We start from the raw sequence: 12,311 nt of genomic DNA, 5'->3' as shown, positions 1-12,311 counted from the left end.
TATCAGCTTCACACGGTCGTGAGGCTTTGAAGGAAATGATTGTGATTATTCCAGCATTAGATTTAATTGAAGGACAAGTGGTTCGTCTGTATCAAGGCGATTATGGTCAAGTTACTGAATACAAAGTAGATCCGGTTGAGCAGTTCAACCTCTACCATCAAGCCGGAGCAAATTGGCTACACCTTGTCGATCTGACTGGCGCGAAAGACACATCAGCGCGCCAGCTTGATTTAATTGCCAAACTACTAGCAGGAACGCCAGCAAACATCCAGATTGGTGGTGGTGTGCGTACTGAGCAAGACGTAGTTGATCTTCTGGAGGCTGGGGCTCAACGTGTTGTTGTTGGTTCGACCGCAGTTAAACAACCAGAGTTGGTCAAAGGATGGATGGAAAAATATGGCGCAGAGAAAATTGTGCTAGCACTCGATATTAACATCGATGAAACAGGCACACGCAAAGTTGCCATCTCAGGTTGGCAAGAAGACTCTGGCGTCACCATTGAAGCGTTAATTAATGATTATCTAACAGTGGGCTTAAAGCATGTGCTGTGCACTGATATTTCACGTGACGGCACATTAGCAGGTAGTAATGTCGAACTCTATGTAGACCTGTGTAAGCAGTACCCACAAGTGCAGTTTCAGTCTTCAGGTGGTATCGGTAGCCTTGCCGATATTGAAGCACTAAAAGGTACAGGCGTGTCGGGCGTGATTGTTGGCCGAGCGTTATTAGATGGTAAATTTACCGCAGAGGAGGCATTCCAATGTTGGCAAAGCGAATAATTCCTTGTTTGGATGTCCGTGACGGTCAAGTGGTGAAAGGCGTTCAGTTCCGGAACCACGAGATTATTGGTGATATCGTTCCGTTAGCCGCACGTTATGCAGAAGAAGGTGCAGATGAGTTAGTCTTTTATGATATCACTGCCTCAAGCGATGGCCGTGTAGTGGATAAAAGCTGGGTAGCGCGAGTGGCAGAAGTGATTGATATTCCATTCTGTGTCGCTGGTGGTATTAAGTCTGCTGAAGATGCGGCACGTATCTTAGAATTTGGTGCTGATAAAGTATCAATCAACTCGCCAGCTTTGGCTAACCCTGAATTGATTACCGAGCTTGCCGACAAGTTTGGTGTTCAGTGTATTGTCGTCGGTATCGACTCCTACTTTGATAAAGAAACGGGTAAGTATCAGGTGTATCAATTCACCGGTGACGAATCACGTACTAAAGCCACTAAATGGGAAACCCGTGATTGGGTTCAAGAAGTGCAAAAGCGTGGTGCAGGGGAAATCGTACTTAATATGATGAACCAAGATGGGGTGCGAAATGGCTATGACATCGAGCAACTTAATATGGTTCGCGAAGTGTGTAAGGTGCCTCTCATTGCTTCTGGCGGTGCGGGTGCGATGGAGCACTTTGCAGAGGCGTACAACAAAACCAATGTTGATGGTGCGTTGGCCGCTTCCGTATTCCACAAGCAGATCATCAATATCGGTGAGCTTAAGCAATATCTAAAACAACAAGGTGTGGAGATCAGACTATGAGTGAAGCAGCAGTAGCGCTCACCGAGCGTATCGACTGGGAAAAAGTAGATGGTCTTGTACCTGCTATTATTCAGGACTTTCAATCTAGCCAAGTTCTAATGATGGGATATATGAATCCTGAAGCGTTGGAAAAGACGTTAGAAACTGAGCAAGTGACCTTTTTCTCTCGCACGAAATCCCGATTGTGGACGAAAGGAGAAACGTCAGGCAACGTACTCCAACTTCGTAATATCGCTCTAGATTGTGATAACGATACAGTACTCGTGAAGGTTGACCCAATTGGACCAACGTGTCACACAGGTACGACTACGTGTTTTGATGGTGACCCACAAGAAGAGTCTCAAATGGTGTGGCTTCATCAGCTTGAGCAATTGCTTGCCGCTCGAAAAGATGCGGATCCGCAATCTTCTTATACCGCGAGCCTCTATGCCCGTGGTACCAAACGTATTTCGCAGAAAGTGGGCGAAGAGGGCGTTGAAGTCGCGCTTGCGGCAACGTCGGGTGACAAGGCGGAGCTAATATGCGAATCAGCTGACTTAATTTATCACCTAATGGTTTTACTTCAGGACCAAGGTCTATCGATGAATGATGTGGTTAATAAGCTGAAAGAACGCCATAAATAATCTTTCAATCAATAAAAAGAGTCAGTAAGTTACCTTACTGACTCTTTTTATTTGTGGGTTAGTAGCCGAATGCAGGAGCAAGTACGTCATACATCAGTGGTGGAAAGTCATCCAATAAATGCAGGGTATTGTTATACGTGTATCCAGTGTCTAGATCGGTAATATCGACTCTAAAATAAAATCGCTCTGAATTCTTATAGACGTCCATATCAAAGTCTGTATTACCATAATAGTGTGTGCCATCAGAAAGGACTTTTGTATGGTCAGTAGAGATATTTAAAGTATGGACTAGTGAACGACATTTTTTGTCGGCGTCTTCGCATTGATAACGAATGTTGAAACTTGCCGCGTCTTCCGCAATGTCTATGTTTCTGTGTGAGTGACCAAGCGCGTCGTGATTAATCGCAGGCCAAATTTCGCCCAATCCAATTTTCTCGTCACTGACGACCCAAATAAAGGCATGTTCATAAAAATAATCAGGGTCAACTATACCTCGTGAAACGTAGTAGACAATGGTCAGCTCTTCTCCGTCCCATTGGCACGATACATGGATATTAATTTGAGGGTAATCGCCTTGATAGCGGCATACCGCTCCTAGTGATTCTAGTGACATACCAAACCGAGCTGATACTTCATTGAACCAAGCTATGGGTAACCTATCGGGTGTAAGGTCTCCCGGTAAATGGCCTGGGTCACCAATATCTGGGTGAGGTCGGTCTGGTTCAGAGCCTTCTGGAAGGTGGACTGGTGGGGACTGTGGTGCGACTTCAGTCTCACTACTGGAAGAGTTACAACCTGCCAATAGAACTAATGGTAGTAGAGCGAAAATATATTTCATATCTGTTGCCTAATGTACTAATTGATTGGGCAAAGTTATAGCACTCAACTAGGAATTAGGCTGCTTAGCTCTGTTTATATCTATGATAAGCGGTCATTATTGGTATTGTATCTTATGGGATCAAGTATGGGAGTGACTCGACTTCTGCGCTTTGTTGAATTTCACATCAGGCAAAGGAACAATCGCCAATTTTAGATAGCAAGCTCCCACGCATAGACTAATTAATATCCCGATGGAGAGCTGAGAAAGCTCGTGTAGTGAAGATGTCACAATGTTATGCAGTAAATAGGCCGTAAGTGAAATAAAAAGTGACATCAACCATTTACTGTGGTCGTAGGGTAAAAATTCAAGTGATTGGCTAACCACATACAGCATGACTAATCTCGCGAAGTATGATGTTGCGAGAACAACTATCACCCCAACGAGTCCCCATATAGGTACCAACACAAAATAGCCAATAACCGCAATTGCGGCACAGATGCCTTGAATCCACATTTGTGCCTTACTGGAATCGCCACTGTAACATCCCAAATTTAAATAATCTCCGGCGTTTTTAATTACGCCTATGACAAGGAGTGCAACCAGAAGTGTACTTGCTGATTGATAGGTGGTTGGTAATATCAAAGTAACGAAGCTCGGTGCGGTTAGAATCATTACAGTAGCAAGCAAGATTGCAATGTTCACACCGAGAACTGCCTTATTTGCACACTCTTGTTTACCATTGGCTCCGTTTAGTATCGCTACTCGATTAGGAAACCACCACAGCGCGTAGGGCTGGAGAGCAAGCCCAAGTATTAGAGCAAATTTAGCACTGACGGCATAGATAGCAAGTTGTTCCACACCAACAAAACTGGCAAGGAACCAACGATCAAGCCCGTTAATCATATAAACTGATGCACCGCCCACCAGCACGGGCAAACCAAAACTCAAAATTAGACGTGACGAGCCTAGATAACCAAAACTCCCCATTTGACTCCATTGATACTTGAGCAAGCACATTAGCAGAAGCAAGCTAGAGCAGGCTGCTGATATTAATACACCATCGATACCATACCCTGCTTCGAGTAGAACAAAGGTCATCATCGCTTGAACGAGCGCTTTAATGACATTAAGAATGCAGAAGCGTTTCGCCATGGCATTCATACGCATTAATGTTAACGGGATGGATATTGCACCATCGATCATGGTGGGGATGAGCAGTAATAAAATTTGGTAGCTTTCGAAGTTAACAGGTAAAGCGTGAATCAACCAGGGGAGGGATATTCCAATGAGGCTACCGCCAATGACACAAACGATGATACTTAAGGTAAAGCAGTTTGAAATAAGCTGCTGCTTCTCTGTACCTTTTGCGGTACCAATATATCGATACATCGCATCGACTATGCCAAAACTGAATAGGATAGTGCCGATATCAGCGAGTAACACTAAAGCTTCAAGTGAACCATACTCGGCGAGCGACAACTTATGCGTGATATAGGGAATCATGACGAGGGATACCCCTTTCATCATCAAGATGCCGATAGCATAATAAGCGGATTGCTTTAGTGAGTTCATGATGCCGATCTACTTGGTAGAAGGATAATGCTTTTGCAGTCTCCAAGTAGACTGCGTAAACGTCGTTTTTCTGGAGCCAAGGATAGTGAGCGTAGGCCAAGTAAGATCGCCGATAAAGGTTGGTTAAGACAACGGTGGTAGTCGGCGTATCCTTCAAGAATGCGTGCTTTTGAACTTCTTAAAGCAGATGAGGAAATGTTCCAATAAAGGTGAGCAGATGTGTACCTGTGCAAGATAGCTTCTAAAGATTTTAAGTTGCGCAACCGATTATCGTCTGTTTGAGTAGTTGAACCTTGTCTCATGACATAGCCTGCTTCAATAGAGTTCACCGCACCGAATGGGTGTTGCTCGCAAATGCGTAGCCACAAATCGAGGTCTTCTCCATATTCTAAATTAGAATCGAAGGGTGCGATGTCTCGAAAAATCTCAGCCTTAATCATTACCGTTGAAGTACCAATCACGTTATTTTGAAGGACAAACTCCAAGGCATCGTTCATCACGATATATTGACGACTGTCAGACTGAAACTGATTCCAATAACCAAAGCAATCAATTATTTCTTCGTACTGTTCGGTAACGTGTTGGTAGTTAGTAAAGGTACCTGCAAGCTCAGGGTGGCATTGATGAAAGTGGAGCTGCCTTTCTAACTTATTAGGCATCCAGTAGTCGTCAGCATCAAGAAAAGCAATATAGTCTCCGCTAGCTCTGTTAATTCCCAAGTTTCTTGCACCCGAAGCACCAAGACCTGACGTTGTAATTATCTGCATTCGAGAATCACTGATGCTGTTAAGGTAACTTGAGGTGTTGTCAGTACTATTGTCATCGACAACAATAACTTCAATGTCCTGGTGTGTTTGAGAGAACACACTTTCAACTGCTTTAGGTAAGTACTCAACGCAGTTATAGGTTGGAATGATGATCGAGATTTTAGCCATATCCTTAGCTCTCTTATCTGCAGCGGTATACGACAAGTAGCACTATACATGCCAAGACCAATATTGTTTTAAAACATGTACTTATGACTATTTGTCGCAAATTGATTGTTTTCAGTTGGATAACAAGTGTCAGATTAGGCAAATTGATTATCGAAATGCGAATAGAGCGTTATTTAAGCGATAAATGGTTGCTTAACAAGCTTTAAGCCTTTGGTGCGTATCTTGCTTAGAACAAAAGACATAGTTAGCTTTTGGGACGGAAGAATGAAAAAAACCGCGTTCATTGCGCCTACATACCCGGTGTTGAGTGAGACTTTTATTCAAACAGAAGTAGATTCGATTAGAGCATGTGGGCACCCCGTCTGCGTGTTTGCATTTGAACTGGAACAAACGCAATCAACTTTTGATTATGATGTTATTAAAATCGGTGAAAATTTCTGTTTGTCTGCACTGGTCCAGTTTAAGTACAAAAATTTGCTAGCGGCGGTGAAGTTTGTTCGTAATCAGAGCTCACTTCCTAAGCGTTCGTTGCTCGTTTATGGCGCCAAATTAGCAACTCAACTCGCAGAACTTGATGTTGAGCACGTTCACGCTCACTTTTGCCAGCACACCACGGCACACGCCATTGTTGCAGCAAAGCTCCTCGGAATAAGTAGCTCTTTTGTTGCACATGGACACGATGTTTATGAGTCTCCTTTCGACGTCGGAGAGAAACTTGCCGCCTGTGACTTCGCAGTCGCTGTTTGTCGTGACATGCTGGATGATTTTAAAGACATGGCGGGCAAAAATATCAAACTGTTACACTGTGGAGTGAAAACCGAGCAGTTTACGTATTCGCCTAAATTGCCTCGCCCTGAAATCTCACTTGTCTTTTTAGGCCGCCTAGTGGAGCAGAAAGGTGTTCAACACTTGTTGGAAGCGATGGCTCCGGTAGCCGAAAAGCTCAACATTTTCCTTGATATTGTTGGTACCGGAGAGTTGGAAGCCGAGCTGAAGCATCAAGTACAACGGCTTGATTTATCCGATAGAGTAAACTTTTGTGGTGCAAAATCTCACGATTGGGTGAAAAAGTCTCTGCCAAATTATGATTGCTTAGTCGCGCCGTTTTGTATGGCCTCTACGGGTAATGTAGATACGGGCCCCCTCGTCCTTAAGGAAGCAATGGCAGTAGGCACACCCGTAATCACGACAGACATCATGGGGTGTAAAGAAATTGTGACTCCAGAGACGGGCTTCGTTGTCCATGAAAAAGATGTCACAGCGCTCAGGGCGAGCATTGTGGAGTTTTCTCAGCTCAGCTTTAGCCAAAGAGTGATGATGGGGCGATTGGCGCATGAGCGCGTTCAAGTAAAGTTCAACGCGCTGTTACAGGCCAGAAAGTTGTCTCGTTGGATAGAGAATCCAGCTTAACGAATGTACCTTGCGTTGATGCTTACGTGCCAACGATGCAGTTGACCGTTAGTTTTCTCTATCCATAAATCATTATGATATTCGTAGATGCGACCATTTACGGTGAGGGTGAATCCATTTTCTTTGACGCTTTCTAACTTTGTGAATTGGTCGGAAGTGACCAGAAAAGGCTCACTGTTATCTATTGACGTTGCGTCAGACAAGACAAAGTAGGCGTATTTGGGACCAGCATCGGGGTCGGTAGAATGAATTCGGTGCGCGACGAGCTTGAACTCATCACTCAAAGGGGCGCTGAGAGTTTGTTTGCCCATTGTTTCGTGGGTAGGTATAAACACCCATGAGAGGGTTGCGATGATGGCAAGTAAAACCACACCAAAAGCTAGGAGTAATTTGTTCATAAGATACGAGTTGAAACGAAAGATAAAGAGACAGTGCCAAGCTTACCATTGAAGGTAAGGGAGTGCTAAAAATTATCTGGTCGCAGGTAGGAACCCACGACCAGTAGAAAGGTTAGATAGTAGAATTATAAGGTTCCCGTTTAGGGCAAGTCCCAAGAATTTCCCTTCGTCCAGACTCCTTCACTTCTTCTAAAATAACATCGAACCCCCAAAGTCGATAAAGGTGCTTCAAAACTTCGTCATGGCCTTTATCCAGAGGAATGCGATTATGTGGAACATGTTGTAATGTAAGCGAGCGGTCTCCTCGAACATCCACATTGTAAACTTGGATGTTCGGCTCGAGATTACTCAGGTTGTACTGCGCTGCGAGTTTTTCACGTATCTGACGATATCCCATTTCATCATGAATAGCGGAGACTTCGACGAAGTTCTTTCGGTCATCATCGAGAATGGAGAAAAACTTAAACTCACGCATTAAATGCGGAGATAAATATTGGCTAATAAAGCTCTCATCTTTGAAGTTGTGCATAGCAAAATGCATAGCATCGAGCCAATCACTGTCGGCCAACTCTGGGAACCATTCTCTATCCTCGTCCGTTGGTTCTTCACAGATGCGCTTAATATCCCTAAACATTGCAAAGCCTAGAGCGTAAGGGTTTATACCACTAAAATAAGGGCTGTTATAAGCGGGTTGAGCAACCACACTGGTGTGGCTGTGCAAGAACTCGAGTATGAACTTATCAGACACCAGACCTTCATCATACAAATGATTAAGAATTGTGTAGTGCCAGAAGGTTGCCCAACCTTCATTCATTACCTGTGTCTGTTTCTGCGGATAGAAATATTGACTTACTTTGCGCACGATCCTAACGATTTCACGTTGCCAAGGCTCTAGTAATGGCGCGTTCTTTTCAATGAAATAGAGGATATTTTCCTGAGGTTCACTTGGGAAGCGTACCTTTTGGTCCTCTTCTGGTGTTCGATTTTGAGGTACAGTGCGCCACAGGTCATTAACTTGAGATTGCAAATAGGCCTCACGTTCTTCTTGGCGAATCTTCTCTTCTGCAATTGAGATTTTTTCTGGACGTTTATAACGGTCCACACCGTAATTCATTAAGGCATGACACGAGTCTAGAATTTGCTCTACCTCTTCTTCACCATACTTTTGCTCGCAGTCAGCAATGTATTTCTTAGCGAAAAGCAGGTAATCAATAATAGAACTAGCGTCCGTCCATGTTTGAAATAGATAGTTGCCTTTAAAGAAGGAGTTGTGACCGTAACAGGCATGAGCCATAACCAGCGCCTGCATGGTGACTGAATTCTCCTCCATGAGATACGCAATACATGGGTTGGAATTGATTACGATTTCATAGGCCAAACCCATTTGACCATGTTTATACCCCTGTTCTGTCTGGATGAACTTCTTACCAAATGACCAGTGATTATAGTTAATGGGCATCCCTATACTCGAATAGGCATCCATCATCTGTTCTGACGTAATAACTTCGATTTGGTTAGGGTAGGTGTCGAGACGGTAATGCTCTGCGACACGCTTTATTTCCTTGTGGTAGCGTTCCAACATGTCGAAAGTCCAATCAGGACCGTCTGGAAGTACCTTTGACTTAACTTTAGTATCTGTCGTCATATGCACGTCTCCCTATGCGGTCTCTTTTTGAAACAACTCCCTAAACACTGGGAATATGTCTTCAACAGAACGAATGTTCTTCATTGCAAAGTTGTCGAATTCATTCTCTAACTTTTCATATTCATGCCACAGTGTTTGGTGCGTTCTACGAGTGATTTCGATGTAAGAGTAATACTGGCAAGCTGGTAACAGTTTATTGACGAGTAATTCGCGACAACGAGGCGAATCATCAGCCCAGTTATCGCCATCTGAAGCTTGCGCTGCGTAGATGTTCCACTCTCCGAGAGGATAACGGTCTTCTACAATTTCCTTCATCAATTTGAGAGCACTTGAAACGATGGTGCCACCAGTTTCTTGAGAATAGAAGAATTCGTGCTCATCAACCTCTTTCGCCTGAGTATGATGTCGAATAAACACCACTTCAACATTCTCATAGGTGCGTGTTAAGAATAAATACAACAACACATAGAAGCGTTTAGCGATATCTTTGGTTGCTTGGTCCATTGACCCAGATACATCCATCAAACAAAACATTACGGCTTGGCTTGAAGGAACTGGACGTTTTTCATAGTTTTTAAAACGAAGATCGAAGGTGTCGATAAAAGGTACGCTATCGATTTTTTTGCGAAGCTCAGCGATCTCTTCTTTGAGTCGGTTTTCCTCAATTGGTTTAGCTGGCTCGCTCATCTGGACGTCATCAAGCTCTTTACAAAGCTCATCGAGCATACGTCGTTTGCCCGCTGTCATCGCGGTGCGTCGTGCTAACGACTGTTGTAAGGAACGAACGATGGCAATGTTAGAAGGCATACCAGCAGTTTGATAACCTGCTCGATGCGTTTTCCATTCTTTAATTTTGTTGATTTGATTCTTTTTGAGGTTCGGTAGTGCGAGATCTTCAAACAGAATATCAAGGTATTCGTCTTTAGAAATCTGGAACACGAATTCGTCTTCACCTTCACCGTCAGGACTTGCTTCCCCCTGACCAGAGCCACCACCTTGTCCGCCTTTTGGTGGGCGTTCAATTTTGTCCCCTGTGATGAATTGGTCGTTACCAGGATGAACGCGCTCTTTCACGCCTCCTTGGCCTTGATGGAAAATCGGCTCACTAAGATCTTTTGCAGGAATCGAAACATCCTCGCCAGTCTCAGTATTGGTAATGGAGCGGCGATTGACGGCATCGGTAACCGATTCTTTGATTTTCTGTTTATGCCTGCGTATGAAACGCTGCCTGTTAACGGCACTTTTGTTCTTGCCGTTCAAGCGTCTATCGATAAATTGTGCCATGAGTTACTCCCTGTATTCCTCTCACCAAACAGCCACCGAGCTTTCGCTCGGGGCTGAGATAAACAGTCAGGTGTACTTATGAGGATTTACGAACTCTCAAGTACCACTCAGACAGCAATCGTACTTGTTTCTCGGTGTAGCCTTTCTCCATCATACGATTAACAAAGTCGTCGTGCTTACGTTGGTCTTCGGATGATGTTTTCGCATTAAATGAAATAACAGGTAGTAGTTCTTCCGTATTGGAGAACATTTTCTTCTCGATAACCGTGCGAAGTTTTTCGTAACTTGTCCAAACGGGGTTTGAACCATTGTTATTAGCACGAGCACGAAGCACAAAGTTAACGATCTCGTTTCGGAAATCTTTAGGATTACTAATACCCGCGGTTTTTTCGATTTTTTCTAGCTCTTCGTTAAGTGAAGCTCGGTCGAATAACTGACCTGTTTCCGGGTCACGATACTCTTGGTCTTGAATCCAGAAGTCCGCATAGGTGACGTATCGGTCGAAGATATTTTGTCCGTACTCTGAGTATGACTCCAAGTAAGCGGTTTGAATTTCTTTACCAATGAATTCCACATAGCGAGGTACTAGATAACCTTTAAGGAATTCTAAATACTTCTCGCCCACTTCTTGAGGGAACTGTTCACGTTCAATTTGCTGTTCAATGACGTAGAACAGGTGCACTGGGTTTGCTGCGACTTCAGATTGGTCGAAGTTGAAGACTCGTGACAGAATCTTAAAGGCGAAACGAGTAGACAGGCCAGACATGCCCTCATCGACGCCGGCATAGTCGCGGTATTCTTGATAGCTCTTCGCTTTAGGATCGGTGTCTTTCAATGTCTCACCGTCATAAACACGCATTTTCGAGAACAGAGATGAGTTTTCTGGCTCTTTTAGGCGCGATAGTACGCTGAATTGACCTAGAAGCTCTAGGGTACTTGGTGAACAAGGTGCTTTTGAGAGCTCACTATGATCAAGAAGTTTCTGGTAAATTTTAACTTCTTCAGAGACGCGCAAGCAGTATGGCACCTTAACGATGTAGACACGATCCAAGAACGCTTCGTTGTTCTTGTTATTACGAAAGGTTTGCCATTCTGATTCGTTCGAGTGAGCCAATATCATACCGTCGAATGGCAGAGCTGAAAGTCCTTCAGTACCGTTGTAGTTACCTTCCTGTGTTGCGGTTAGGAGTGGGTGCAAGACTTTAATCGGAGCCTTGAACATTTCCACGAATTCCATCAAACCTTGGTTTGCGCGGCACAACGCACCTGAATAGCTATACGCATCTGGATCGTCTTGTGAGAAGTGTTCAAGTTGGCGAATATCAACTTTACCTACTAGAGCGGAAATGTCTTGGTTGTTCTCATCACCGGGTTCAGTTTTAGCTATCGCGACTTGGTCTAAAATAGATGGTCTGACTTTGACAACCTTAAACTTAGTAATGTCGCCGCCAAACTCGTGTAAGCGTTTCGCTGCCCAAGGTGACATGATTGAGCGTAGGTAGCGTTTCTCAATACCATATTCACTTTTCAGTAGGTCTCCGTCTTCTGAAACATCGAACAAACAGAACGGGTGATCGTTGACCGGACTGCGCTCGCCGTTGGCAGATAACACGTAAATAGGCATTTTCTGCATTAATGCTTTAAGCTTCTCTGCAAGCGAAGATTTACCGCCACCTACTGGGCCTAGAAGGTATAGTATTTGTTTTCTTTCTTCTAGACCTTGAGCGGCATGCTTGAGATAAGACACAATTTGTTCGATGGCATCTTCCATGCCGTAGAAATCTTCGAACGTTTTGTAGCGAGAAATGATGCGATTTGAAAAAATACGACTTAAGCGAGGATCCTGAGCGGTATCAATAACCTCAGGTTCACCGATTGCGAGTAAAAGACGTTCCGCTGCATTGGCGTAAGCACTCTTGTCGTCTTTACATAGAGATAAGAATTCCTTGATAGACAATTCTTCATCTTTTGCGGCTTCGTAGCGCGCTTGATAATGATCGAAAATACTCATAGCTGATTCCCCTTAAACCTGCAAAGCTGACCATTGACAGATATACAATGCGACTCCATGTCATTTTTAAGACTAGTAG

Annotated in this window: 11 protein-coding genes; 4 read left to right on the top strand and 7 right to left on the bottom strand. The window is 44.0% G+C overall.

What is annotated here, in order from left to right; translation table 11 throughout:
- Positions 1-41 precede the first annotated feature (41 nt).
- The 3 genes from hisA to hisIE are packed head-to-tail and all read left to right on the top strand — an operon-like array spanning position 42 to position 2,157.
- Positions 42-779, top strand: a complete 738-nt coding sequence (hisA, locus tag VME0621_RS13575) for a 1-(5-phosphoribosyl)-5-[(5-phosphoribosylamino)methylideneamino]imidazole-4-carboxamide isomerase (RefSeq protein ID WP_062460411.1) — start codon at positions 42-44, stop codon at positions 777-779.
- On the top strand, positions 761-1,534 hold the full coding sequence (hisF, locus tag VME0621_RS13570; protein WP_006074116.1) for an imidazole glycerol phosphate synthase subunit HisF: 774 nt from the start codon (positions 761-763) through the stop codon (positions 1,532-1,534). Before hisA ends, hisF begins: the two co-directional genes overlap by 19 nt.
- Entirely contained in the window at positions 1,531-2,157 is a 627-nt protein-coding gene (hisIE, locus tag VME0621_RS13565) for a bifunctional phosphoribosyl-AMP cyclohydrolase/phosphoribosyl-ATP diphosphatase HisIE (RefSeq protein WP_038230069.1), read from the top strand. Before hisF ends, hisIE begins: the two co-directional genes overlap by 4 nt.
- A gap of 58 nt (positions 2,158-2,215) precedes the next feature.
- On the opposite strand, the gene VME0621_RS13560 is transcribed toward hisIE, so the two are convergent.
- The 3 genes from VME0621_RS13560 to VME0621_RS13550 all read right to left on the bottom strand — a co-directional run bounded on the left by VME0621_RS13560 (position 2,216) and on the right by VME0621_RS13550 (position 5,484).
- Entirely contained in the window at positions 2,216-2,995 is a 780-nt protein-coding gene (locus VME0621_RS13560) for a DUF3558 domain-containing protein (protein WP_062460308.1), read from the bottom strand.
- Positions 2,996-3,115: 120 nt separating this feature from the next.
- The gene (locus VME0621_RS13555; RefSeq protein ID WP_062460306.1) at positions 3,116-4,549 is read right to left on the bottom strand and encodes a lipopolysaccharide biosynthesis protein; all 1,434 of its coding nucleotides are present in this window, start codon (positions 4,547-4,549) and stop codon (positions 3,116-3,118) included.
- A complete protein-coding gene (locus tag VME0621_RS13550) occupies positions 4,546-5,484 on the bottom strand; it encodes a glycosyltransferase family 2 protein (RefSeq protein ID WP_062460304.1) in 939 nt (312 codons plus the stop codon). Before VME0621_RS13550 ends, VME0621_RS13555 begins: the two co-directional genes overlap by 4 nt.
- A 264-nt stretch (positions 5,485-5,748) precedes the next feature.
- Here VME0621_RS13550 and VME0621_RS13545 point away from each other — a divergent pair, with 264 nt between their 5' ends.
- The gene (locus VME0621_RS13545; protein WP_062460302.1) at positions 5,749-6,894 is read left to right on the top strand and encodes a glycosyltransferase; all 1,146 of its coding nucleotides are present in this window, start codon (positions 5,749-5,751) and stop codon (positions 6,892-6,894) included.
- Here VME0621_RS13545 and VME0621_RS13540 read toward each other — a convergent pair.
- From VME0621_RS13540 to VME0621_RS13525, 4 genes are all read right to left on the bottom strand, one after another.
- Positions 6,891-7,292 (bottom strand): hypothetical protein, encoded by a 402-nt coding sequence (locus VME0621_RS13540; RefSeq protein WP_062460300.1) that lies wholly within the window; start codon positions 7,290-7,292, stop codon positions 6,891-6,893. The genes VME0621_RS13545 and VME0621_RS13540 overlap by 4 nt on opposite strands.
- A gap of 112 nt (positions 7,293-7,404) precedes the next feature.
- Positions 7,405-8,937, bottom strand: a complete 1,533-nt coding sequence (locus tag VME0621_RS13535; protein ID WP_038230078.1) for a SpoVR family protein — start codon at positions 8,935-8,937, stop codon at positions 7,405-7,407.
- A gap of 12 nt (positions 8,938-8,949) precedes the next feature.
- Entirely contained in the window at positions 8,950-10,221 is a 1,272-nt protein-coding gene (locus tag VME0621_RS13530) for a YeaH/YhbH family protein (RefSeq protein WP_006074131.1), read from the bottom strand.
- 76 nt (positions 10,222-10,297) lie between these two features.
- Positions 10,298-12,232 carry a PrkA family serine protein kinase gene (locus VME0621_RS13525; RefSeq protein ID WP_006074135.1) on the bottom strand — a complete coding sequence of 645 codons (1,935 nt, stop codon included), beginning with the start codon at positions 12,230-12,232 and terminating at the stop codon, positions 10,298-10,300.
- Between the last annotated feature and the right edge of the window lie 79 nt (positions 12,233-12,311).

The organism is Vibrio mediterranei (genome assembly GCF_900088415.1).
Lineage (GTDB): Bacteria > Pseudomonadota > Gammaproteobacteria > Enterobacterales > Vibrionaceae > Vibrio > Vibrio mediterranei.
Note: the sequence above shows the minus strand (reverse complement) of the source record. Positions and strands in the feature narration are given on the sequence as shown.

Excerpts from the sequence above, each read along its gene's own strand:
- VME0621_RS13525 (WP_006074135.1), bottom strand. The coding sequence starts at position 12,232 with ATGAGTATTTTCGATCATTATCAAGCGCGCTACGAAGCCGCAAAAGAT.
- VME0621_RS13540 (WP_062460300.1), bottom strand. The coding sequence starts at position 7,292 with ATGAACAAATTACTCCTAGCTTTTGGTGTGGTTTTACTTGCCATCATC.
- VME0621_RS13555 (WP_062460306.1), bottom strand. The coding sequence starts at position 4,549 with ATGAACTCACTAAAGCAATCCGCTTATTATGCTATCGGCATCTTGATG.
- VME0621_RS13530 (WP_006074131.1), bottom strand. The coding sequence starts at position 10,221 with ATGGCACAATTTATCGATAGACGCTTGAACGGCAAGAACAAAAGTGCC.
- VME0621_RS13545 (WP_062460302.1), top strand. The coding sequence starts at position 5,749 with ATGAAAAAAACCGCGTTCATTGCGCCTACATACCCGGTGTTGAGTGAG.
- VME0621_RS13535 (WP_038230078.1), bottom strand. The coding sequence starts at position 8,937 with ATGACGACAGATACTAAAGTTAAGTCAAAGGTACTTCCAGACGGTCCT.
- VME0621_RS13560 (WP_062460308.1), bottom strand. The coding sequence starts at position 2,995 with ATGAAATATATTTTCGCTCTACTACCATTAGTTCTATTGGCAGGTTGT.
- VME0621_RS13550 (WP_062460304.1), bottom strand. The coding sequence starts at position 5,484 with ATGGCTAAAATCTCGATCATCATTCCAACCTATAACTGCGTTGAGTAC.
- hisIE (WP_038230069.1), top strand. The coding sequence starts at position 1,531 with ATGAGTGAAGCAGCAGTAGCGCTCACCGAGCGTATCGACTGGGAAAAA.
- hisF (WP_006074116.1), top strand. The coding sequence starts at position 761 with ATGTTGGCAAAGCGAATAATTCCTTGTTTGGATGTCCGTGACGGTCAA.